The organism is Erysipelothrix aquatica, from assembly GCF_009828825.1.
GTDB classification, from domain to species: Bacteria; Bacillota_I; Bacilli_A; order Erysipelotrichales; family Erysipelotrichaceae; genus Erysipelothrix; species Erysipelothrix aquatica_A.
Genome location: NZ_WTTA01000001.1, coordinates 57,239 through 80,826 on the forward strand (window position 1 = coordinate 57,239; position 23,588 = coordinate 80,826).

Consider the following 23,588-nt stretch of genomic DNA (forward strand, 5'->3'; position numbering starts at 1 on the left):
ATATGTTTAGGAGTGAAAGTATGAAAATTATCGTAGCAAGTAATAATCAAGGAAAATTAAAGGAATTTAAGTCTATACTTGAACCATTGGGATACACTGTTGTAACTGCAAAAGAACAGGGTGTATCAATGGATTCAGTCGAAGAAACAGGTGCAACATTTGTTGAAAATAGTATTATCAAAGCTGCTTTTGTCCATGAGCAAACAGGACTTCCAACAATCGCAGACGATTCGGGTCTCACGATTTCGGCACTACCTGATATTCTTGGTGTTTATTCCGCACGTTTTATGGGCGAGGAAACACCCTATGTCGATAAAAATAATGAAATTTTGAAGCGTCTTGAGGGTGAATCGCAACGCGATGCGTACTTCACAAGTGCAATCGTTATGATTGATGACCAGGGAATTCATGCCTTTGAAGGGCGTATTGATGGTTCGATAGCTGAGGCAATTATGGGCGAAGGTGGATTTGGATATGATCCAATTTTTATTCCAAGCGGCATGACCGTATCTTTTGGAATGCTTGATGCTGATGTCAAAAACAAGATTTCACACCGTGCAATCGCACTCCAAAAATTTATTGACTTCATGGGGGCGTGAACATGAAAAAAATGCTTTATATACTTGCAGCATCTTTATTTCTTATTTCAATGATGCTTACTGCAATTTTTGCACTATCCTTCCAAAAAAGTTACTATTCGAAAATGTATCATAAACTCAATACGGCTCAAACGATTCGCATAACCGAAGCAGAGTTGAATGAAGCTACTGATGTGCTTATTGATTACATAAAAGATGACCGTCAAACACTTGATTTGAGTGTGAGTGTTGATGGGCGTGATGTTCAAATGTTCAACCAAAAAGAAAAAGACCATATGGTTGATGTTAAAGCATTATACTTAGGTGCGGTTCACTTCCGTAATATTGCAATGATTTTTGTTGCATTTATGGTCCTGGTGAGTCTGGGGTCGGGTGATTACCTTAATTTTGTCCTATCTCGCGACATATGGAAAGCCTCTTTATTAATCCTTGGAAGTGTTGTTGGTATCGTGGGACTTTATGCACTCATTGATTTCCAAGCGTTCTGGATTTCATTCCATCAGCTCGTTTTCACAAACGATCTATGGTTGCTGAACCCAAACGTTGATCGTTTAATTATGATGGTTCCGGAGCCTTTCTTTATGGGGCTTGTATATCGTATTATTGTTGCAGTCGGTGCTATTGTTGCAGGAGCGATTGCAGTTTTATTTGGTTTAGAAAGAACGGTGAAACGTTTATGATTCATGTTGTATTGTATGAACCCGAAATTCCGCAAAATACCGGAAATATTATGAGAACGTGTGCTGCCGCTGGAGCAACACTCCATTTAATTGAACCTTTAGGATTCATTTTGGATGAAAAGCGTGTTAAACGAAGTGTAATGGACTATTCTGAAGACCTTGAGGTGATTCGTCATGTCGATTGGCAGGCGTTTGTAAATCAAACAAAAGGACCTATGTTCTTCTTGACACGTTATGGTGAATATACACATTCAGATTTTGATTACGCAAGTATCGATCAAGACATTTACCTTGTTTTCGGAAAAGAGAGTACCGGGATTCCCAAAGATATTCTCAAAGCAAACTATGATCGTTGCTTCCGGATACCAATGGCACCTTCAGCGCGTAGTATGAATCTATCTAATACTGTCGCGATTTGTGTATTCGAAGTATTGCGTCAAAAAGAATATGACGGATTATCGCGTGTTGAGGTTCAAAAAGGCAAAGATTTTCTTAAGGATTATCAATGATTCGCGACTATAAAAAGTTATACATTGCAATTCTCATGACATTTTTTGCGGCAATGGTGGCAATGTTTCTAGAAGTGCTCTTATTGAGTATTGCTGTCATCAATACACATACTGTCGATGGAGCCATGGAACTACTGAATGTGAGTGGTAGTTGGATTATTGCTGTTGTAAGGAACGTTATGCAGTATTCGCATAGCCCGACAATTCTTCTTGAACGTCTGAATGCAACGATCCCCGTTACTGTCTATATTTTTATCATACTGTGGTTTGTTACATTCTTTAGAACTAAATTTTGGTTAAAACACACTCTGATTATGTTTGCGGGAGGGATTGCGTATTCCGTGATTCTAATTGGACTTACCATTGCAATGAATACCAACAGTATTGAGCAAGGATTCCAAATTATGCATTCAATTGCTTGGTTTGACGCTGTCCTTGCGTTTGTAATGATTTGTACATGTTTAGTCATGCCAGTATTGATACTAGGCGACTATGTTGAAGTTCTCTAGCATTTTACCTATAATGAAAACAATAGAGGTGATGAGTTATGATTGAAGATTTTAATGGATTTGTAAGTGTTGTACTTTTGCTCGTGATAGTTGTTGGAAGTATTACGGGATTTGTACGTATGAATGCAAGTTTAGACCGTCAAGAAAAATCCGATGAATACTATCGTGATCTCCTATAGAGGTAAATCAAATGAAGCGTAGACAAATTATAGTTAAAAATGGTCCGAAAGCAGTTGGACCGTATTCAGCAGCGATTCAAGTCGATCATACTGTTTATGTCTCGGGACAGCTCGGTATTGACCTTGAAGCGAACCTTGTGGGCGATGATATTGTCACACAAACGCGTAAAGCAATCGAAAACTTAGAGAATACTTTGAGGAGTGCGGGACTCGAACTCAAAGACATTGTTAAAACTACGGTTTACCTCAGTGATATGGATAACTTTGAACTAATGAATCAAACGTATGCAATCTACTTTGCACATCCTTATCCTGCGCGCACTGCTTTCGAAGTAGCGCGTTTGCCAAAAAATGCGCTCGTTGAAATCGAGGCAATCGCAGTGGCATCAGAGTTACCTAATTTTGAAGATGAAAAGAAGACTCAAAAATGTAAAGGAAAATATTGTATCGACTAGCAACGAGACAATCGACACGATTAACAGAGATAGATTATGGAATACTTTAAAAAAATAGAACCAAAGCAATATATCGGAGTAATACTAGGAGCAATGTTGTCGGCTACTGCCATAACATCTTTTGTAAGGCCTGCTGACTTAGTGCCGGCAGGAGTTGGTGGTGTTACCATCCTTCTTATCAAAGAAATGAACCGTTTGTTTGGGTTAACGCTCTCGTATGGATTCTTGTTCCTAATTATTAATATTATCTTGCTTTCGTTTGTGATTAAAAAACTCGGGAAACGTTTTTTAATTTTATCGTTTATGCATGTCTTTTTGACAAGTATTTTTGTAGAAATTTTGCCAGCGTTTAAGTTAACGTATGATCCTATTCTTCTTGCAGTTTTTGGTGGTGTTGTGAATGGGGTGGGTTCATCGATTGCACTGAGAATGAATGGTTCAGCAGGTGGAACAGATTTTATAGCTATTTACTTCTCAATGGTTAAGAATAAGCCAATGTGGGATAAAATCATGTTCTTCAATGTCTGTGTGTTACTTTACTCTGGGTGGATGTACGATTGGAGCCTGGCGTTGTATTCAATTATTTACCAAGTCGCATCAACGAAGATTATTGAAACATACCACAACAGATATAAGCTAAGCAGTATGCGTATAATTACAGTTGAACCGGATGCAGTCTGTACTGCTGTTTTGAGTGTCACGCGTCATGGAATAACCCAATTAAATGGTATGGGTGTTTATAAACATCAATATCGTGCCATGTTATACATGGTTGTGAATGAATTCGAGATTAAATCAATTGTCGATCAAGTTGTTGCAGCAGACCCTAAAGCTTTCATCGAGGTATCTTCGGTTGAACGGATTGAAGGAAACTATCGACAGAAACCACTGGATTAAAAAAAGTAGCCGAGGCTACTTTTTATTTGGTATAAAATGGTTTCGTAATGTTTACAATGGCTTGTCCGAGTTCAGAATTACGCGGATACAAATCTACCGGAAGTGGAGCGTTGATGTCAGCCAAGAGCGTTTCAGCAATCTCTCGTAGCGCAGCCTCTTCCTCAACACCATCGATAATAACTACAAATTCGCTACGTCTTCCGGTTTGGAGGATTCCAAGCGATGCAGCTATAATATCACCATAGGCATCCAGTCGATCTTTTAACGTGAAGATAACCATGAGTGCAGTGTTGTCGGCAGGTTTAATTGAAACCTCCGGATTTTCATCGAAAATAAGTTCAAGCATTGAGCTGTCCAGTGAAATTGCTTCATGCATGGGATTAATGACAATTTCATAACCTGGTTTTAACGTGAGGTCACGTAAAAATTGAACGTGAATGGGTGAATCAATTACACCCATTTCTTCTGCATAGCAATCGTTTGAAAAAACAGGAATGATAGTGATACCATCATCGGTTGCGATTGAGAAATCTTGAATTATATAGATATGAGTGTCACGCAAGGCAGCTTCAAAAGCTGCCTCGGCTTTCTGAGAATAGTCATTTACTAATTGTTGGAGTGCTGTGTCAAGTTGTGTCATGTGTCTGTACTTCCTTTTCTATACTATAACATGGATAAAATAAAGAAGCGGAAATATAATTAGAACGGGTAAAAAAAGAAGTCATAAGCATATACAGATTCTAGACTTTGATACACGCACTTCATTGCACTGTCTGGAAGCGTCAAAGCGTCGATTTATTTGTGAAATGATTGCTGGTATACTTGCAATCATCAAAAAGATAGCATATAATTGGTGAGCGATTATCAAGAGTTGAGGTAGAGAGTTAGCTCGTTGACCTCATACCAACCTACACAATGTAAGGTGGTACAGCTAACAACGATGAGCTATCATTATTTAATAATGAGCCTTAGTGTTGTTGCTAGGACTTTTTTTTATGTCGTTAGAAAAAGAGGCTAGTATTAGAATGGAATACGTATATTTTACATCAGAAAGTGTGACGGATGGTCACCCTGATAAAATCTGTGATCAAATCGCAGATGCAATTTTAGATGCAGCATTGAGAGAAGATGCAAATTCAAAAATGGCAGTTGAGGCTACCATTAAAGATGATTTTATTCTTGTTTATGGTGAGGCAAATACACAAGCAACAGTAGATTATGCTGCAATTGCAAAACAGGTTCTTGCTGATATCGGGTACAAAGAAACCTACGATGTCTTAGTGAAAGTTAACAAGCAGTCATCACAAATCAATCATGCGGTTGTGAGTGATGAAAGTGTCGGAGCCGGTGATCAAGGGATTATGTTTGGATATGCAACGAATGAAACTGAAAACTATATGCCGTTACCAATTGCTTTGGCACATGCGCTATCCCAACGTCTTAGTGACGCTAAAGCAACGATTGATTGGTTATTACCGGATGGAAAAACACAAGTTACCGTTGCGTACGATGGTAACAAGCCGGTGTATGTCCATACTGTCTTAGTTAGTGCGTCACACCAAGCTGGCATTCCATTGGAAACAATTCAAGAAACAATTATGAATGATGTTATTCTACCAACAATCGATGCCCACTGGATTACAGATGAAACGCGCTTTATTATCAATCCAAGCGGCGAGTTCAGTATTGCCGGACCATTTAGTGATTCAGGAACGACTGGCCGTAAAATTGTTGTTGACACATACGGTGGCGTTGGTCGCATTGGCGGTGGATGCTTTAGTTCAAAAGACCCATCAAAAGTTGACCGGTCGGCTGCATATTTCTCACGTTATGTTGCGAAGTCGGTGGTAGCTGCTGGATTAGCAGATAAAATTGAAATTCAATTAAGTTATGCAATTGGCTTATCCGACCCATTGTCAATTCATATTGACACATTTGGAACAGCGAAACGTCCCGAAGCAGAAATTCTAGAAATCATTAACGCAAACTTTGATTTTAAAGTTGGAAATATTATTAAAGAACTTGATTTGTTACGTCCGATTTATCGAGAAAGTGCAAACTTTGGTCATTTTGGTCGTGATGGTTTCCCATGGGAAGCAATTAAACCATTAAAATTCTAAACTAAAAAACGAATTTGGAACGCTCCGTCAATCATAAGTTGAGGTGCATGTTCTGGATTCGTTTTTGTTTACGATTCAGTCCATATTAATCCGGACTTTTCCATTTGAATCAACCAATTTCGATAGTCTTTGGGGTACGGCATGCTGTATGCAAGTGTCGCACGCATTTCGAAATTATTGTCGTCATAATACTTATAGGCCGTTACAGCGTTGGTTGTTTCCCGTTGGGCTTTCAAATACGCTTGTCCAGGTTTCGTCATACCAAGAATGCGAGTATTTGACGGTAAAATCACATCGGAACGTTTAATGCCTAGTAAAATCATCATTAAAGTTCGTTGGATGCGAGATCGCGTGTAGCGCTTTGAAACGCAAGCTTCAATCAGTTCCGTGATGGGAAGGTGAACATTTTTCTTTAACAGATTCTCGATGCCCTCGTCAACAAGATGAATTGATTGTAACCACGATGTATCGTTTTGAAGTATGATTGCACGTATTTGCAAATCATATGCTTCAAGGCGATGCAGTGTGCTGCGATCAAGATCTAAAGGGGTCGTGTGTGCAATTGGTTTGTGGCCATAGTGACTGCGGATTGCGGTCGCGGAGGCAATGTCAGAGTCAATATCTGTTCCATGATAATTGTTTGTGCGTTGGATTGTACGCGTAGCGATGCCAAGCATTTCAGCGACACGAATGTATTGAAAACCAAGAATGTCATTAGCGTTGCGTGAGGTTCCCATTTGTCGAGCATAGCTTTGACCTACGTCTGGATCATAATGAAATTGTGATTTGATATGCTCTATATTATTGGATTCTGAGCCGAAGACAATGGTGTCAACACCCATCCGATGTAGAAGTGTCACAGCAGCTTCTGCAAAAAAGTCAGCGCTTTGTAAAACGAATGGTGTGGGGAGTTCAATCACGATATCAACGCCATAATTTAACGCAGCTTCAGTGCGTTCCCATTTATTAATAAATGCGGGTTCTCCACGCTGGACAAAATTGCCAGACATGACCGCAATTAAAACATCACAATTTGTGATTTCGCGGGCCTTCTTGATATGATAAATGTGGCCATTATGAAGTGGGTTATATTCCACGACAATGCCTGTTACACTGTATTTTTTTGTCATAATTGTATTTTATCACATAATGATGAAAATAATGTAAAAAATACGATATTCATAATGTAAGCATGATACAATAGGAACATAAAGAGGTATAAGACATGAGATTACGTAAAAAAGACTGGAGTTCGGAGGTTTTCGAACAATTTTCTGATTATTTAATAAGCGATTTTGAAGCCATTAAAGGCAACTGGAAAGAAACCCTAAAGACCGATAAACTCCATGTGGAAATTGGTGCAGGAAAAGGGGATTACTGGCACCAAATGTCAGCCCTATACCCTGAACGCGGGATAGTAGCAATGGAACGTGATTTTACAGCTAGTTCTATCGCACTCAAAAAGTTAGAAAGCAACCCTGGTGAACGAAAACGTTTCATCTATGGTGATGCCGAAAAACTCTCAGAGATGTTTGGACCGAAAGAGGTTGATGTGGTTCATTTAAACTTCAGTGATCCTTGGAAAAAGAATCGACATGAAAAACGCCGTTTAACGTACAAGACAAAATTAGATGATTACTATGACGTACTCACTGATACTGGAGAAATTTGGATGAAAACAGATAATGTTGGACTCTTCAATTATTCCTTAGTAAGCGTTGGCAGTCACAAATTTGAATTAGTGGATGTCCACGTTGATTTCCGGACAACTGATGATAACGATCCTTTCACGGAATATGAACGTAAGTTCCATGAAATGGGACAACCAATATTTAGAGCGATTTGGAGGAAAAAAGATGTTAAGTAAACAACAATTACAATGGTTCGAAACATTGACACAATTAGATGGTGTTAGTGGACATGAACATCAAGTTGCTGCATACTTGCGCAAAGAATATGAAAAGCTTGGTGTTGATGAGATTATCCAGGATAATCTTGGAAGTATTATGGCAGTACGTAAAAGTAAGAATCCCAATGCTAAACGTGTCATGGTGTTAGGGCATATGGATGAAGTTGGATTTCTTGTCAAAGAGGTCACAAAAACAGGTGTTTTAAAGATTCATCCAGTTGGTGGATGGTTTAATCAAACGTTACTAGCACACCGTGTTCGCGTTACAACGCGAAAAGGCGATATCTATCCTGGAACAATCGGAAGCATTCCACCACATATGTTGAGTCCTGAAGATCGTGCTAAACCTATCGATATTCCACAAATGCTTGTGGATGTTGGAGCAACGGATGCTGACGACATCAAAAAGATGGGAATTCAACCTGGAGACATGATTGTTGTTGATGGCGGATTTGAGATTCTTAATGGTGGGAAACGTCTTCTTGCCAAAGCATTTGATAACCGTTATGGCTGTGTCATGGGACTTGATTTACTGGATGCACTTAAAGACCAAGAATTAGACTATGATCTCTATGTTGGTGCAAGTGTTCAAGAAGAAGTTGGACTTCGCGGCGCCCAGACGATTACACAACTCATTAAGCCAGATCTTGCAATTATTCTTGATTGTTCTCCAGCAATCGATACAATGGATTCAGAAGCGCTTGGAAAACTAGGAGCTGGAATTCTCTTGCGAATGGCAGATGGTAGCATGATTGCAACCAAAGACCTAATCTACAAACTACAAGACATTTGTGTTGAACATGATATTAAACATCAATTCTACTATTCACCAGGTGGAACTGATGCAGGAATCGTCCACAAATCAAATGAAGGAATCAAAACAATTACATGTTGTGTGGTTGCTCGCAATATACATACGTCAGGAAGTATTCTTGATACAGATGACTATACTGCAGCAAAAGAAGCAATTGTTCGATTCATGGACAGCAATGTTTGGAGTGATGTGATTGTTTAAACGAATCATCGCGAGTGCCCTAGTGTTAGTTATTCTTGCTGGGTGTAGCTCGCCAAAACCTTATGAAACGGTTGTTCAGGATGCCTTATCCAGACCTCTTGTTCAATCACCAAATAAGAACAAACAGTATCTAAAGTATTATGTCTTACCAGATACTGGCGTCAAAGAAACCACACAACTCTCAACCATGATGACTGTGATGTCAGAACCCGTCATGATGACCTTAGATGTATCAGAGATTATCGGGCGTAAGTACTATGATTCAGCAGTTCTCGAAACAAAATTGAACGCAGATACCGTTGAGTATACCCAGTCAGGGACCTATTTAGACCGTAATGATGTTGAACGTCAGTTTATCTTTACGGTCCTACCAAGCGGTAACAAGAAAACAATAATTTTAGAAAATGGTATCGTGACCTTAGTTGGAATCGTATCACCATCAAATTTAGCATATGTAGCCGATTCTATGTTTGTAACAATGCGAAGCACGGAAGTGAACGAAGACGAAGTTGTTGCATACTATTCAAACAAAGAAATCATTGACTATAAAGCCGTTCATGAGAATTTCTTTGATCACAAAGTGCCTGAGGAAGGAAGCCTGATTGAAATCTATAATCAACTTCACCCAGATAATCCGATCGAAGTTCCAAAGACTGAACAACCAGCGGAAACGCCAAAAGAGTAGGGGGAACGATTAAAAATGTTTAAAAAATTAACATCACTTCTCTTCAAAGAAGAGGAAATTGTGATTGAAGAAGAAATTGAAAAGCATGATAAAAAAGAAGAGGAATCACTTGTCATTCCAAATCTGAAGCCAATGGTCGCAAAACCAAAGGATACGAAAGTAGAGCCTGCTTCCGCAGTCTCAACACCAGTACCGACATTTAAATACTCAAAAAAAGAAGAAACTTACAACAGTACAGAGTCTACTCAAGAAACACGTAAATCGATGATGATTGATGTGGATATTGATACGCATCCTGAAGTGAAAGAAACCAAAGTGAAAACCGAGGAAAAAGCTTCTGCGCGTCGCGAGGTAAAATATCAACGTAAAGAGATTATCAGTCCAATCTTTGGTGGTTCTGATAATGGTGCTGAACCACTATCGAATTCAAAACCGCACTATCAAGATGCAAAATCACGTGCACCTAAAACAAGTGTGATTAGTCCAATGTTCGGACAAATTGAAGTAACAGAACCTGTACATGAACAAATCTCAGAAGATGTCATGGATATGGACGTCACTGAATTATTAGCACCAGAGCGTACAGAGGAAGAAGTCCAAGTGTCACTCTATGACTATCTTGAGGAGCTTGATAAGCATGAATCAAAATAAATTATTTTTTGTTGGAATTAAAGGGACCGGGATGGCATCGTTAGCCAAGATTATGCGTAATCTCGATTATGATGTATCGGGTTCAGACATTTCACGTCACTTTTTTACCGAAGATTCACTTCGCGCATTAGAAATCCCAATTTTAGATTTTGATGCTAACAATATTAAAGATGGCATGACCGTTATTGTTGGGAATGCGTTTGGTGATGACCACGAAGAAGTAGTTGCTGCGCTGTCAAACGATACAGTTAGCGTTTATCGTTATCACGATTATCTCGGTGATTTGGTCACGAAGTTTCGTACTGTTACTGTCAGTGGATCACATGGGAAAACAACGACGACAACACTGTTAAAGGATATGCTTGATTATTCAAAGAATACTGGCTATCTCATTGGTGATGGACGTGGTGATTTATCAAGCCAAGATGATTACTTTGCGGTTGAAGCCTGCGAATTCCGTCGTCATTTCTTAGCGTATCGTCCAAAGGTAGCGATTATGACCAATTTTGAAATTGATCATGTAGACTATTTTAAATCTGAAAAAGATTACCTGTCGGCGTATGAAGAATTTGCTGAAAATGTCGAAGAGCTTATTATTGTATGGGGTGATGATCCACATTATCGTGATTTAAATTTCAAAGATAAGAGTGTATGGACCTATGGATTCTCAGATTCCAATAACCTTCAAGCCCGAAATATAGAACGAACAACAACCCATAGTATTTTCGATCTCTATCATAATGATGTCTTCGTAAAGCGTTTTGATTTACCACTTGTGGGTGATCATATGATTCTTAATGCGTTAGCAGTAATTGGTGTAGGTCTTTATGAAGGAATTGCTGTTGATGCCATTGAAAAGGGCATTCAGAATTTTAAAGGCGCAAAACGCCGATTTGTAATTGAAGAAGGCAAAGAAAACATTTATATCGATGATTATGCGCACCACCCAACTGAAATTAAAGTTACGTTGGAAGCCGCACATACGCGTTATCCAGACCGTCGTTTGGTTGCGATTTTTAAACCACACAGAACAGGTCGGGTTTACTACTTTGCTGACGCGTTTGCCGATGCTCTTAACTTAGCGGATCATGTTGCGTTGATGCCATTTACAAGTATTGATGACCAAGAAGAAGGTATCGATATTGATATAACATACCTTCAAGAACGTATCAATGGAAGCATCGTTGTTGATGAAAAATCAGAAGAATCGTTAGATCAACTCCAAAAATACGGTCCTGCTGTTTATGTGTTTATGAGCAGTAAAGATATTTATGATTTCAAAGATGCATTGAAACGCCGTTTCAATGATTGAAACATTTTTCATAAAGACGTATAATAATAACTATAAGAGGTGAAAAGATGGATAAATTACTATTGAGTTTACACGACGTATCACTTGTACTATTACCAACAATTGGTGTGGTTTGCTTAGTCCTTCTTGCGATGATTCTCTATCGAATCTATAAAATCGTACAAGAACTTCCAAAGACAGTCACAAAAATCGATGGGGTGATAGATGCTACACAAAGATCAGTAGACAAATTGGATGCACCACTTACTACCTTAAACAATGTTTCGAATACAGTAGATCTTGTGAATGATTCTGCTGTAGGATTTGCAAGTAAGGCAGTTAATATGTCAATCAAGCATTCTGATGCAATCGTTGAATGGTTCCGAAACAACCAACAACAACGAACCCAGCGAAAAGAAGAAAAAGAAGTACGAAAAGAAGCACGTGGACATGCAGAAGCAGAAGCCCGAAAAGCTGAAGAGAAAGTAGAGGATTTTGGAATTTATGACTAAATATGATGATATACTCAACGAAGTCGTTTATAAAATAGACGATGTGGTGTACGATTTTTATAGTAAAAGTAATGAACTCATTGCAACCAAAGCCAATCAAGACCGCCTCTTCACATTCCGTGATAAAACAATCAATACCATTAATGATATGAATGTTCGTTCATTGGAAATGATTTCTGGATTTAGAAGTGAAAGTCTTGTTCGCGAACGTACTGAAAATCTTTATGACAAGAATATTCAACTTATCCAATCAGCGTATGATGTCATTGAAGCATCACCAAACAAAAGTGAATTCTTAGAAGATGTTCAAAATTTTGCAAGTGGTGTCTATACACAAGCTAAAGATATGGTGAAACGTGTTGAAGATTCTGGTACAATCGATCGCATTACTGATTCTGCACAAGTAGGGTTCAAAAAAGTACAAGATAGTTGGGATGAATTTGCAACAAATCCAACTGTTGTTAAGAATGTAGAAACACTCAAAGAAAAAACGAAGGAAGCTGTAGAGTATGGTGCTAAAGTCATCCAAGATACATCGAAATTCGTTGCTGATAAAGTGTCTGAAACTAAAGAAAAACCATCAGATCCATCCTCAATTTACGTATCATCAACTGATGAACTACGTGATGTCATTGAAGATGTGACTGAACACACAACTGAACAGAAGGATGATAATTAATATGAAACGCGTCACTATATACGACGTAGCAAAAGAAGCGGGAGTATCCCTTGCTACAGTTTCACGAGTTATAAACGGACTTGAAATTGTTCGTGAAGAAACACGTGTTAAAGTCGAATCCGCTATTGATAAGCTTGGTTACAAACCCAATGCTATCGCCCAAGGTTTAGCACTTCAAAAAACAACAACAATTGCATTACTTGTTCCAGAAGCGAGCTTTGCATATACTGGCCAAATCATTAACGGTTTGATCGATGTAGCGAAAATTTACAAGTATAGCATTATGTTGCACACGATGACAGAAGGAATTGTTGATATCAAAGATGTTATCGATGATGTTATCAAGTCACGTGTTGACGGTGTTATTATTTATAACGACAAATTAATGGATACTGAATTGGAAGAGTTAAGTAAATATCAATTCCCAATCGTTATTATTGGAAATAAGATGTCAGACAAACAAATTTCATCAGTATATGTTGATATTGAAAAAGCAGTTTATGAACTTACAATGAATCAACTTGCGAAAAACAAAGACCGTAAAGTTGGTATTATTCAAGACCGTAAGAACGACTTTACAACCAATCAAATGATTCAAGGCGTACGTCGTGCTTATGCTGAAATGGGACGCGATACAGAAGGATATATTGAAATTCCATCTGAATACCGTCGTTCGTATGATTATTTCTTAGATCACATCGAGGATATGGAATACGACTTCTTAATTGCTAACCGTGACTCACAAGCCATCTCAGCCATGAATGCTGCACATGAACGGGGAATGTCAATTCCAGATGACTTAGAAATTGTCTGCTTAATTGACTCGAAGTACAATTCAATGGTACGTCCTCGCCTCTCAAGCTTTGCAATCCCAGCTTATGACTTGGGTGCGGTATCGATGCGAGTCCTTACCAAAATGCTTAATGACGATGAGGTAGAAGACAAAGAAATCGAACTCAGTTACCTTTATACACCACGTCAATCAACACGAAACTAAAGAGAGCAATCTCTTTTTTTCTTACATTCACAAATACTTAATATTTTAATGAAAGGTATGAATAATGTGATTTATATAGAAAATTAAATATTTGTGTTTATCTATTGACAGAAACTATCGAAAGAGGTAATATTATACATGGTCAGAGATGGCCAATCGTTTATCGACAAATAATCTTTACCCCCCCACCCAAGATATTTGTTCGATAGACAACTTCATTGAAAGGCGCAGCAGCGTCTTTTTTATTTTAGGGGGCCACAAAATGTTACTGCATGAATTTTATGACACATTATATCCAAATACTGGATTTACATCCATTCGCAAGACTACCAGAGCAATTGTGCTAAACGAGCACAATGAGGTCGCAATGATGCATATTAAAGGAAATGATATCTTTGGACCACGGGATCATTATGAGACGCCAGGGGGTGGCGTAGAAGGCTCAGAGACTCTTGTTGAAGCAATCAAGCGAGAAGTCCTTGAGGAGGTGGGTTATGAGTGCGAGATTGAATCGTATTTCGGTTCAGTTATTAATCGTTACAATTTACTGGAAGTGATTACCATGCATCATTTCTTTGTCGTTCGAATTACAAAAAAAGCATCGACTGCGTGGACCGATGCTGAGAAAGAATGGTTTGATGGTGTGGTTTGGAAAACGCCTGAGACATGGCGAGAGATTCTAAATGAACCACGAGAAATGGTTAATGAATTAGTCCATGACCGGGAGCGTTTCATTATTGACTATTACTTAAATCAATTAAATAAGTAACGGGACTCAATGGTGTCTCGTATTCAAGAACTTCGTATGGCTTGTTCAAGGCTTCTACGAAGTTTTTTACTGCAAGATATTCGTCATATCCACCATCATGTTTGAGGTAGCAGGATACGACGATAAACTTATCGACATAAGGAAGAATACGATGTAAAGAAGCAATGGTAGTTGCTGCAGTTGTAATGATTTCTTTGTTACTTGACGGTAAAAATCCGAGATTGTAAATGACGCCGGTTATAGGCGCGAGTAGGGCGTAGTCTACAAGGTCGTGACTCTGATTTAGGTAGGTAATGTTGTGATACTCTTTAGTACGCTCTTGGGCGCTTCTGATAGCTTCTGCTTGGATATCGATTGCCGTGACATGTTTTGCGTGTTGTGCTAAGAACAAAGTGTCGTGACCGTTGCCAGCCGTCATATCAACAACGTTGCTCGTTTCATCAAGAAACTTTTGCATAAAAAGATGGGCTAGTTGCTTGTGGTTCATAAGAATCGTCCTTTCAAAAAAGAACCCTCATTTACTGAGGGTTTTGTAATCTAATAATAACAACATCTGGATTTGTAAACAATCTAAATTCTGGTTTGCTTGTGCCTACACCAGAACTTTGAATCATAATTGTTTCATCATATTGTTTGCGTTTTTCATTGTACTTACTGGATGGGAACAGGGCTCCAATGAGTGGAAGTCTAATTTTTCCATTCATAGATTTCCCAGTAATCATGACATCCATGGTCTGATCTCGTAAACTGTCGTAGACATCCGGATTGTGTGCAACGGTAATAACAAAGCCACCATCAACAACGGTTGGATAGGTGATACTTGCATTTGTGTTCAAGCCAACGAGTTGAATCGATTCATTCGTTTGGTTATGAATTGGCGTCACACTGTTGTCGAGAATGCGAAACCCAGAAGTTTGAAGGGTTTGACGTGCTATGTCGTTTGAACTTGGAATATCGCCACTTCCAAGAACCGCATATTTTCCAAGTTTGTCTGGAATACTTGTGAGTAAGTCACGAATAGCAACTTCATCACTTGCGGTTGTTGTTTCGTCGAATAAGTTACCAGAGAAGACAACGATATCCGGTTGATATATTTTTAAATGATCAACAGCTTTATTTAAGTTTGAGATATTTCCATTCACATCCGAAATAACACCAATTGATGCATTATGGAATGAGGGTGGTATCTTTTCGGATACTACAGTTTCGAAGCGAAGCGATACCCGACTTAATGAAAACACAGTCATTTCTAAATAAACTCCAACAAGTAATGAAAATATAATCAGTAAGGAAATTATTTGTCTTTTCTTACGCTTCATGAGTTTCTACTGAAGATTCAGGTTGCTTTACAACGTCAGTCTTCGTCGGTTGTTTTGCTTTCGCTTGAGCGGGTTTCTTTACTTGTTGATTGGGATTATTCTTAGGCTTTGGTTGTTTCGCTGGACTGTTTTGTTTTTGGTCCTTTGATTCAGCTTTGGGTTTATTGTTCTGATCTTGCTTGTTTTGTTTTGGCTTTTGAGCTTTCCCTTGTTTTTGCTTGGAATTCTTCTGTGGCGCTGATGCGTCCACAGTTTGCCTTTGGTTTAAGATAACTGGAATTACAAGCGGGTTACGTTGGGTGTGTTTGTACAAGAATGGTTCTAGAGAACCGCGAATTGTATTTTTAATTTCACCAAATGTAACTTTCTTTTGCATACGTTTTTTGAGTGCTTCGTACACAACTTGTTCTGCTTCTTTGAGAAGTGTTTGATTTTCTTTAATAAAGACGAATCCACGACTTACGATACTTGGTTTAGCCAATATCTTGTTTTGTCGGGAATCAATTGTAACCACGACACTTACCAATCCACTATCAGATAAGATTTTACGGTCTTTAATTACGGCAGTAGAAAGTCCACTGGAGTCGTTACCGTCTACGTAGATGTCATCCGCTTGAATACGAACGTCTGTTTGGAAGACTTCGCCACTTCGAATTGCGAGTACATCACCGTTAGAACAGATAAAGATGTTTTCAGGTTTAACACCTGTTTCGATAGCTGTCTCTTTGTGTGTTTTTAACATTTTATATTCTCCATGCATTGGCATGAAGTATTTAGGTTTAATGAGTTGTAACATCAAGGTCTGTTCATCTTTGGAGGCATGCCCTGTAGTGTGAAGTGAATTGAGTGGTGAATTAGTAAGGACGTTTGCTCCAGCACGACTGAGGCGGTTCACGACTTGTGACACACTCGGGCCATTTCCAGGAATTGGACTTGATGAGAAAATCACAGTATCTCCAGGAATAATGCTTACTTGTCGGTGTGTTCCGTTTGCGATACGGCTAAGCGCAGCAAGTGGCTCACCTTGAGATCCTGTACAGAGTACTAGAACTTTATCAGCAGGCAATTTATTGAGTTGGTTAGCATTGATGAAGTTTTTATCGGATGCTTTAATGTGACCTAGTTTTCGAGCAATCGTGATGACGTTTTCCATGCTTCGTCCAAATACAGCGATTTTTCGATCTTGTGCGATTGCTGCTTCAATGATTTGTTGGACGCGGTAAACGTTGGAAGCAAAGGTAGCAATGATAATGCGACCTTCAACCTTTTTAAAGATGCGATTAATTTCTTTCGCAACATCTCGTTCACTGATTGAGAATCCGCTAACTTGAGCATTGGTCGAATCACTCATAAGAAGCGTGACACCGATTTCTCCCATATAAGACATAATTTGATAATCTGGATTTTCCCCAACAGGTGTTAAGTCGAACTTAAAGTCACCGGTTGATACGATTCTTCCGTTTGGTGTATTTACAAGAACTCCTAAAGCATCAGGAATTGAGTGAACGACATTAAAGAAGCCAATTACAAAGTGTTTTGTTGTAACTTTTGATTCAGAACTAATTTCTTGAATTTTGTGCTTTGTTTTAATCTTGCGTTCTTCAAGTTTACGTTCGATTTGTGCTTTCGCAAAGCGTGGCGCGTAAATCATTGGAATGGTTACGCGTTGTAGAAGAAATGGAATTCCTCCGATGTGGTCTTCGTGACCGTGAGTGATGATTAATGCTTTAATTTTGTGTTGGTTTTTTACAAGATATGAAAAGTCGGGGATGACATAGTCAACGCCAAGCAAATCGTCCTCTGGGAACATGACACCGGCATCAATGATGATAATCTCATCATCGTGCTCAATGACATACATATTTTTACCAACTTCGCCTAAACCACCTAAAGCATATACAAGGGTATCGGTTTTGCGAATTGAATTGTTATTTTCTGCCATAATAGCTCCTATTCTATAATTTTGAGTTTATCATCGTGTGCCCATGGATCTTGTTTATTAATATGATCGTAGAATAACACACCGTTTAAATGATCAATTTCATGTTGTAAAACAATTGCCAGGAAATCTTTTGCGACAATTGTAACGTTTTCGCCTCTTAAATAATCGTACGCTTCAACTTTGATGCGCTGACTTCTAGGTACGAGGCCTTCATATACTTTTTGAATGGATAGACATCCTTCACCATAAGATAATGCTGCTTGACGCACTGCATGGGAAACAATCCGTGGATTGATTAACGCATACTCGATTTCAAAGTAATTGCCATCTTTATCTTCATCTTCGATAACGATGACTGTCATTTGCTTTGAGATACCAATTTGAGGTGCCGCAATACCATTTGCTGGTTGTAGATTATACTTTTCTGCAAGTTCATCGACGCGTGAATCACGCACATATTTCAACATTGATTCGATCGTTTCAATATCCTCTGATTGCAAAGGAAAAGATACCGGTTTTGCTTTTTGACGCAAAACGGGATTTGGGTCTTGGACGATTGTGTCCATATTTATTTTATGCATATTAAAAATTCCTCTATTCAAAATATGAGTTCTTTATGATTGTTTGACATAAACTCGTTAGGTATAGTTTAGCGTATTTTTAACATTTTTGAAAGGCTTTCGCATATTTTTCAAGGAAGTTATGCTATGATAATCGTATGAAAAAGAACAGATTCTCACTTAAAATGCCTGCGGGCTATAATCGTGCAATTCATGCGGCTGTCTTAATTCTAAATCTCTTTGGAGTTTTAATGGTTATTTCAGCGAGTATGTCCACGGATGCAACAAACGGTTCCTTATTATTCGCGGGTGCGAAGGAACTGGGTTTCGTTGTGATTTCTTATGTATTAATGATTTTTACAGCTCGTAATTTTTCATTTAAATTTGTCACAAAGTATCAACGAATTATTAGTCTTTGTGTGATTGCAGTCTTGTTATCAGTCCTCGTCTTTCCGCCTGTTAATGGAGCACGCGCATGGCTTCGTTTTGGACCAATTACAATTCAACCAGCTGAGTTTGCGAAGATTTGGGTCATTATTCTTGTTGCAATTAACCTTGGGGACAAACAGCGCCATCGGGTGGCGAAGACATGGGATTTAGTTAAAGAGCCCTTAATCTTCATTCTCATTTTCAGTGCGATTATTATTGCACTTCAAAGAGACCTAGGCTCTGCTGTTGTACTTCTTGGTGTTGGTTATATGTGTTTCTTGGTCCCGTCAAATAGAAAACTGGATAAGTTCCAAAAGTATATGACGATCTTCCTCCTGATTGGAATCATTTTAGTGGTGTTTTTAGGGACCGAAACGGGTTTACATTTGGTTGAAAGCATTCTTAATAAAATTGGAGCACATGACTATATGCTTGGACGCTTTAAATCATCAGCCGATCCTTTAGGAGAGCGATATGGTGATTCATACCAGTTATTTATGAGTCTTGTCGCAATGATTCAAGGGTTGGACGCAGGCTTATTCGGAAAAGGGTATGGAAACAGTCTCAACAAATTAGGATACTTACCAGAAGCGCACACAGACTTTGTGCTCGCGATTGTAGTTGAAGAACTTGGAATCTTAGGAATCCTTGTGGTATTGGTGGGTTACGGTGTGATTCTCTACAACACCTTTAAGTATGCATTGTATGTGAAACTCGAGCGCGATAAAGTTATTTTGGTCGGGGTAGCGTCTTATCTAATGATTCACTTTGTCTTTAATGTCGGAGGTGTCACGGGCCTAGTGCCACTAACAGGGGTTCCGTTACTCTTTGTTTCGGCCGGTGGGTCAAGCAAAATGGCCATTATGATTGCAATTGGTTTGGTTCAACATGTCATCAGTAATTACAATGTTGAGCAAAAAGTATTAGCGCAAAAGAAACGAATGGAGCAACAAGGTTTATGAGAATCGTAGCAGGAACACATGGATCTCGTGTCCTTAAGACTTTGCCAGGACAGACAACACGACCAACAACAGATAAAGTAAGAGGTGCCATTTTCAGTAAGATTGGACCATATTTTGATGGTGGTACATTTCTTGATGTATTTGGTGGTAGTGGTGCCATGGCATTGGAGGCAATAAGTCGAGGAATGCATGCCGCAACGATTATTGAAAAGGATAGTCGTGCACTCAAAGTTATTCAAGACAATGTTAAGACACTGAATGTGACACCACAAGTAACAGTACAAAAGGGAGATGCCCTGACAGTAACAAAGCGATTATTTGGAACGTTCGATGTGATCTTTATGGATCCGCCATATGCATATACCGAATTACCAGGTGTATTTCAAAATTTGATTGATGGGAATCTATTGCATCCGGATAGTATCGTGATCGTTGAAATGGATAGTCGCGCAGATTTAATGGATCAAATTGGCGATTGGCAGTGTTATGACACGAAATCGTATGGCATTTCAAAAGTAAAGTTCTATGAACATGCACCACAATAATGTGGTGTTTTTATCAAAAGAAGTATGGAAAATTGCAAATAAACCATAATTTTATGTTTTTTAGGTATGTAAAATCATGGGATTGAACACTGTGAGCATTCTTTTAGGACAATAAGTATGATAAAATGACATTATTGTTAGTTGCGAATCAACTAAGATAACATATAATGTACAAAGACTGGAAACGGGTACCATGGAAAAATATATATTAAAAGTTCGCGAAGATGGATCAGAAATTACCCTTCGTGACGTACAAATGAAAACATTAGAAATACTTTTAGAATTTGACCGTATTTGTAAGAAACACAATCTTGAGTACGCATTAGGATACGGAACGGCACTGGGTGCGGTCCGTCATAAAGGGTTTATTCCTTGGGATGATGATGTGGATGTCATGATGACCTACGATACATATCACAAATTATTGGAAATATTACCAGATGAAATTCAAGAACCTTACTATTATCACTGCCTGGAAAAAGATGATGCATACAATGTCTTGATTCCTGAAATGAAATTCCGTATGGGCGGAACGTATGTTAAAGAACAAAACTCATTACTGATGAATAAATGTGAAGGTGATGGGCTATTTATTGATGTATTTGCCGTTGATAAGGTATCGGAAAGTAAATTTAAGTACTTATCAAGCCTTTGCTTTTCGATTGCATGTATGCCAATGTTTGTCTTCTTGGATAATATTGGAATCCAAGCAGCGCCGCTTAAACGATGGTTCAACAATCGTGCGAAACGTTATGCTGCGAAACATAAAGATTCGAAATATACAGCTCTTAATCTAACATGGACATTCTTTCCAAAATTAGAAGATCAACGCGTGCCAAATGAAGTCATGTGGCCAACGATAGATATGGAATTTGAAGGACATATGTTACCAATGCCTCCTGGATACCACGAGTATTTAGTATCGCTATTTGGGGAGTCCTACATGCAATTTCCACCAGAAAAACAACAGAAACCGAAACATATTGATGATATAGAAATTTAGTGAGATGGTAGCGATGAATAAAAAGATTACAGGATTAACGTATCACGAAGTTGATCAGCAAGTCAGTCGCGGGAATGTCAATGTTATACCAAAAACAAAGTCTAAATCGAATGCTCAAATAATAATGGGCCATACTTTTAACTTGTTTAACTTGTATAACGTTGTGATTGCTGCTGCACTGGTATTTGTTGGTGAGTATTTAAGTGTTTTCTTTCTTAACGTCATTATTATGAACATTGCGATTCGATCTTTTCAAGAAATACGGTCAAAGCGCATCGTTGAGAATTTGAATATATTAATTGCTCAAGATACTAAGGTAATACGTGAAGGCAATATCGAAAATATACCAAGTGAAGCACTTGTTTTAGGTGATGTGGTTCTTTATCGCGTGGGAGACCAAGTTTCTGCGGATGCAGTTGTCATTGAAGGAACTGCTGAGATGAATGAATCCAATTTAACTGGAGAATCGGTCCCTGTTATGAAAAATAGTGGGGAAGTACTTCTGTCTGGAAGTTTTGTAACAAGTGGAACCGTATATGCTCGTACAACACACGTTGGACTCGATAGTTTTGCCCAAAAAATAACGAATGAAGCACGTAACTACACGCCAATTGAGTCTGAACTCATGGAGACATTTTTACGCATTACGAGATGGTGTACACGAATTGTATTGCCAATTGGGATTATACTCGTTGTTCAAGCGATGGTCTTCCGTCATCAAGGTTTGCGAATGACTGTACTATCGACATCAACAGTTCTTCTTGGATTATTGCCAAAGGGTCTTATTCTATTAACAAGTTTATCATTTGGTGTTTCTGTTTTTAGACTTGCTCAAAAACGAACCCTAGTACAAGAAATCTATAGTATTGAAGTGTTATCCAAAGTAGATGTGTTGTGTATCGATAAAACGGGGACACTAACAGCTGGAGAAATGACAGTTCAAGATGTAATTTATTTAGAAGACCAAACGAAAGCATTACCAATGATAAGTACCTATGTTGGCAATTCAACGGATTCTGATTCTACAACATTAGCGATGAAATCGTTCTTCTCGGGTGAGTGTGATATTCAACCGGTTCATGTCTCACCATTCTCATCTGCTCGTAAATGGGGTTCGATGACATATGAAGGTCATGGGACAGTATTCCTTGGTGCACCTGAATTTTTAATCGATAATTATGAATTACCAGAACAAGCAATTCAGTATCAAAGTGAGGGTGCGCGGGTTCTACTCGTTGCGCGAACATCTGATGAACTGCATGATATTGTTCGCCCTGATGATTTAATTCCGACAGCATTGATTGCGATCGCAGACCCTGTTCGTTTGGATGTGTACGACTCATTGGATTTTTTCAAAAACAATGAAGTCAACGTTAAAGTTATTTCTGGTGACAATATTAATACGCTTATGGCGGTTGCTACGAAAACAGGAATTCAAAATGGCGATAAAGCCATTGATGTTAGTCAGATTGAATCTGATGCAGAACTTGAAGCAGCTGTACTTAATTACAATGTCATTGGCCGCGCCTCACCATATCAAAAACAAAAAATGGTTAAAATGTTACAACAAAATGGCCAACGTGTTGCCATGGTTGGTGATGGTGTGAATGATGTCTTAGCACTTCGTTCTGCAGACTGTTCGATAGCCATGGGTGCTGGATCAAGTGCAGCACGTCAAGCTGCACAGATTATCTTATTGGATAACGAATTTACAACAATGGTAGACGTTGTTATGGAAGGTCGTTTAGTCACCAATAATATATCCAGATCAGCATCGATGTATTACCTTGGAACTTTGCTAACCTTCTTATTAGCTCTTGTGGCAGTGTTTATGAATACACCTTATCCATTCACACCGCTTCAAGTCTCAATCATGAGTATGTTTGTCGAGGGGATGCCATCATCATTCGTAACCTTTGAATCAAACTACGCGAAACCGAAAGAGGCTATTATCCCAAGTATTATGAAAAATATCTTTCCGAATGCTGCAGCAACTGCTGTCGTATTCGTGTTGATTCTATTCCAACCGATGCCTTTACCAGTTCGTCAGACAATGATGTATTTTGTAACGATATTCTTATCATTAGTCATGGTTGTGAAGCTATTCCAACCAATGAATTGGAAACGAATTGGTGTGATATTCTTATCAGCAACAAGTTTGATTACGGTTTGTTATTTCTTGTATAAACCAATGCATCTTGCACGTTTGAATTCACACGAAACAGTCTTAACTGTAATGTTTGCATTTATTGGTCTTGCGACTCTATTTGTACTAACTAAAATAATTGATCGAATCGTGAATCGATATGCATCTTCAAGTAATGTAAAATAAGACACAACTAGGTGTCTTTTTTTTATTGTGTTTACAAGTG

Annotated in this window: 27 protein-coding genes; 21 read left to right on the forward strand and 6 right to left on the reverse strand. The window is 38.6% G+C overall.

Annotated features, from left to right (window positions below; translation table 11 throughout):
* The first annotated feature begins 20 nt into the window (after positions 1-20).
* From rdgB to GVV22_RS00335, 7 genes are read left to right on the forward strand one after another with little or no spacing between them, the layout of a single operon-like run.
* On the forward strand, positions 21-599 hold the full coding sequence (rdgB, locus tag GVV22_RS00305) for an RdgB/HAM1 family non-canonical purine NTP pyrophosphatase (RefSeq protein ID WP_159648228.1): 579 nt from the start codon (positions 21-23) through the stop codon (positions 597-599).
* A 2-nt stretch (positions 600-601) separates the two neighbouring features.
* Complete coding sequence (locus tag GVV22_RS00310; RefSeq protein ID WP_236261896.1) at positions 602-1,279, forward strand: TIGR01906 family membrane protein; 678 nt, start codon at positions 602-604, stop codon at positions 1,277-1,279.
* Positions 1,276-1,788 carry a tRNA (cytidine(34)-2'-O)-methyltransferase gene (locus GVV22_RS00315; RefSeq protein WP_159648229.1) on the forward strand — a complete coding sequence of 171 codons (513 nt, stop codon included), beginning with the start codon at positions 1,276-1,278 and terminating at the stop codon, positions 1,786-1,788. Before GVV22_RS00310 ends, GVV22_RS00315 begins: the two co-directional genes overlap by 4 nt.
* On the forward strand, positions 1,785-2,297 hold the full coding sequence (locus tag GVV22_RS00320; protein ID WP_159648230.1) for a hypothetical protein: 513 nt from the start codon (positions 1,785-1,787) through the stop codon (positions 2,295-2,297). Before GVV22_RS00315 ends, GVV22_RS00320 begins: the two co-directional genes overlap by 4 nt.
* A 38-nt stretch (positions 2,298-2,335) precedes the next feature.
* Positions 2,336-2,476 carry a mechanosensitive ion channel protein MscL gene (locus GVV22_RS00325; RefSeq protein WP_159637907.1) on the forward strand — a complete coding sequence of 47 codons (141 nt, stop codon included), beginning with the start codon at positions 2,336-2,338 and terminating at the stop codon, positions 2,474-2,476.
* An 11-nt stretch (positions 2,477-2,487) separates the two neighbouring features.
* A complete protein-coding gene (locus GVV22_RS00330; protein WP_159648231.1) occupies positions 2,488-2,931 on the forward strand; it encodes a RidA family protein in 444 nt (147 codons plus the stop codon).
* Between the two features lie 36 nt (positions 2,932-2,967).
* The gene (locus GVV22_RS00335) at positions 2,968-3,828 is read left to right on the forward strand and encodes a YitT family protein (protein ID WP_159648232.1); all 861 of its coding nucleotides are present in this window, start codon (positions 2,968-2,970) and stop codon (positions 3,826-3,828) included.
* A 22-nt stretch (positions 3,829-3,850) separates the two neighbouring features.
* Here the strand turns inward: GVV22_RS00335 and GVV22_RS00340 are convergent, their stop codons facing one another.
* Positions 3,851-4,468, reverse strand: a complete 618-nt coding sequence (locus GVV22_RS00340) for a hypothetical protein (RefSeq protein WP_159648233.1) — start codon at positions 4,466-4,468, stop codon at positions 3,851-3,853.
* A gap of 385 nt (positions 4,469-4,853) precedes the next feature.
* On the opposite strand from GVV22_RS00340, the gene metK reads away from it, so the two are divergent.
* Positions 4,854-5,948: a methionine adenosyltransferase gene (metK, locus tag GVV22_RS00345; protein WP_159648234.1), complete on the forward strand. Its 1,095-nt coding sequence runs from the start codon at positions 4,854-4,856 to the stop codon at positions 5,946-5,948.
* 68 nt (positions 5,949-6,016) lie between these two features.
* Here metK and GVV22_RS00350 read toward each other — a convergent pair whose 3' ends face one another.
* A complete protein-coding gene (locus GVV22_RS00350; protein WP_159648235.1) occupies positions 6,017-7,078 on the reverse strand; it encodes a nucleotidyltransferase family protein in 1,062 nt (353 codons plus the stop codon).
* Between the two features lie 95 nt (positions 7,079-7,173).
* Here GVV22_RS00350 and trmB point away from each other — a divergent pair, with 95 nt between their 5' ends.
* The 9 genes from trmB (at position 7,174) to GVV22_RS00395 (ending at position 14,456) form a co-directional block, all read left to right on the forward strand.
* On the forward strand, positions 7,174-7,815 hold the full coding sequence (trmB, locus tag GVV22_RS00355) for a tRNA (guanosine(46)-N7)-methyltransferase TrmB (protein WP_159637895.1): 642 nt from the start codon (positions 7,174-7,176) through the stop codon (positions 7,813-7,815).
* Positions 7,805-8,872: a M42 family metallopeptidase gene (locus GVV22_RS00360; protein ID WP_159648236.1), complete on the forward strand. Its 1,068-nt coding sequence runs from the start codon at positions 7,805-7,807 to the stop codon at positions 8,870-8,872. The genes trmB and GVV22_RS00360 overlap by 11 nt, the downstream gene beginning before the upstream one ends.
* Positions 8,865-9,557, forward strand: a complete 693-nt coding sequence (locus GVV22_RS00365; RefSeq protein ID WP_159648237.1) for a hypothetical protein — start codon at positions 8,865-8,867, stop codon at positions 9,555-9,557. The genes GVV22_RS00360 and GVV22_RS00365 overlap by 8 nt, the downstream gene beginning before the upstream one ends.
* Before the next feature lie 15 nt (positions 9,558-9,572).
* Positions 9,573-10,208 (forward strand): hypothetical protein, encoded by a 636-nt coding sequence (locus tag GVV22_RS00370; RefSeq protein WP_159648238.1) that lies wholly within the window; start codon positions 9,573-9,575, stop codon positions 10,206-10,208.
* A complete protein-coding gene (murC, locus tag GVV22_RS00375; RefSeq protein ID WP_159648239.1) occupies positions 10,195-11,520 on the forward strand; it encodes a UDP-N-acetylmuramate--L-alanine ligase in 1,326 nt (441 codons plus the stop codon). Before GVV22_RS00370 ends, murC begins: the two co-directional genes overlap by 14 nt.
* Positions 11,521-11,567: 47 nt before the next feature.
* Positions 11,568-12,011: a hypothetical protein gene (locus GVV22_RS00380; RefSeq protein WP_159648240.1), complete on the forward strand. Its 444-nt coding sequence runs from the start codon at positions 11,568-11,570 to the stop codon at positions 12,009-12,011.
* Complete coding sequence (locus tag GVV22_RS00385) at positions 12,004-12,690, forward strand: hypothetical protein (protein ID WP_159648241.1); 687 nt, start codon at positions 12,004-12,006, stop codon at positions 12,688-12,690. Before GVV22_RS00380 ends, GVV22_RS00385 begins: the two co-directional genes overlap by 8 nt.
* A 1-nt stretch (position 12,691) precedes the next feature.
* Positions 12,692-13,687, forward strand: coding sequence for a LacI family DNA-binding transcriptional regulator (locus GVV22_RS00390; RefSeq protein WP_159648242.1), 996 nt, complete (start codon positions 12,692-12,694; stop codon positions 13,685-13,687).
* Positions 13,688-13,949: 262 nt separating this feature from the next.
* Complete coding sequence (locus tag GVV22_RS00395; RefSeq protein ID WP_159648243.1) at positions 13,950-14,456, forward strand: NUDIX domain-containing protein; 507 nt, start codon at positions 13,950-13,952, stop codon at positions 14,454-14,456.
* Here the strand turns inward: GVV22_RS00395 and GVV22_RS00400 are convergent.
* From GVV22_RS00400 to def, 4 genes are read right to left on the reverse strand one after another with little or no spacing between them, the layout of a single operon-like run.
* Complete coding sequence (locus GVV22_RS00400) at positions 14,422-14,949, reverse strand: class I SAM-dependent methyltransferase (protein ID WP_268890707.1); 528 nt, start codon at positions 14,947-14,949, stop codon at positions 14,422-14,424. The genes GVV22_RS00395 and GVV22_RS00400 overlap by 35 nt on opposite strands.
* A gap of 25 nt (positions 14,950-14,974) precedes the next feature.
* Entirely contained in the window at positions 14,975-15,775 is an 801-nt protein-coding gene (locus tag GVV22_RS00405; protein ID WP_159648245.1) for a metallophosphoesterase, read from the reverse strand.
* Positions 15,765-17,717: a ribonuclease J1 gene (rnjA, locus tag GVV22_RS00410; RefSeq protein WP_159648246.1), complete on the reverse strand. Its 1,953-nt coding sequence runs from the start codon at positions 17,715-17,717 to the stop codon at positions 15,765-15,767. Before rnjA ends, GVV22_RS00405 begins: the two co-directional genes overlap by 11 nt.
* 8 nt (positions 17,718-17,725) lie before the next feature.
* On the reverse strand, positions 17,726-18,298 hold the full coding sequence (gene def, locus GVV22_RS00415) for a peptide deformylase (protein WP_159648247.1): 573 nt from the start codon (positions 18,296-18,298) through the stop codon (positions 17,726-17,728).
* A 137-nt stretch (positions 18,299-18,435) separates the two neighbouring features.
* Here def and GVV22_RS00420 point away from each other — a divergent pair, with 137 nt between their 5' ends.
* The 4 genes from GVV22_RS00420 to GVV22_RS00435 all read left to right on the forward strand — a co-directional run bounded on the left by GVV22_RS00420 (position 18,436) and on the right by GVV22_RS00435 (position 23,548).
* Positions 18,436-19,668, forward strand: a complete 1,233-nt coding sequence (locus GVV22_RS00420) for an FtsW/RodA/SpoVE family cell cycle protein (RefSeq protein WP_159648248.1) — start codon at positions 18,436-18,438, stop codon at positions 19,666-19,668.
* Positions 19,665-20,213, forward strand: a complete 549-nt coding sequence (gene rsmD / locus GVV22_RS00425) for a 16S rRNA (guanine(966)-N(2))-methyltransferase RsmD (RefSeq protein WP_159648249.1) — start codon at positions 19,665-19,667, stop codon at positions 20,211-20,213. Before GVV22_RS00420 ends, rsmD begins: the two co-directional genes overlap by 4 nt.
* 193 nt (positions 20,214-20,406) lie before the next feature.
* Positions 20,407-21,216 carry a LicD family protein gene (locus GVV22_RS00430; protein ID WP_159637862.1) on the forward strand — a complete coding sequence of 270 codons (810 nt, stop codon included), beginning with the start codon at positions 20,407-20,409 and terminating at the stop codon, positions 21,214-21,216.
* Between the two features lie 13 nt (positions 21,217-21,229).
* Positions 21,230-23,548 carry an HAD-IC family P-type ATPase gene (locus GVV22_RS00435; protein ID WP_159648250.1) on the forward strand — a complete coding sequence of 773 codons (2,319 nt, stop codon included), beginning with the start codon at positions 21,230-21,232 and terminating at the stop codon, positions 23,546-23,548.
* Positions 23,549-23,588: the final 40 nt, after the last annotated feature.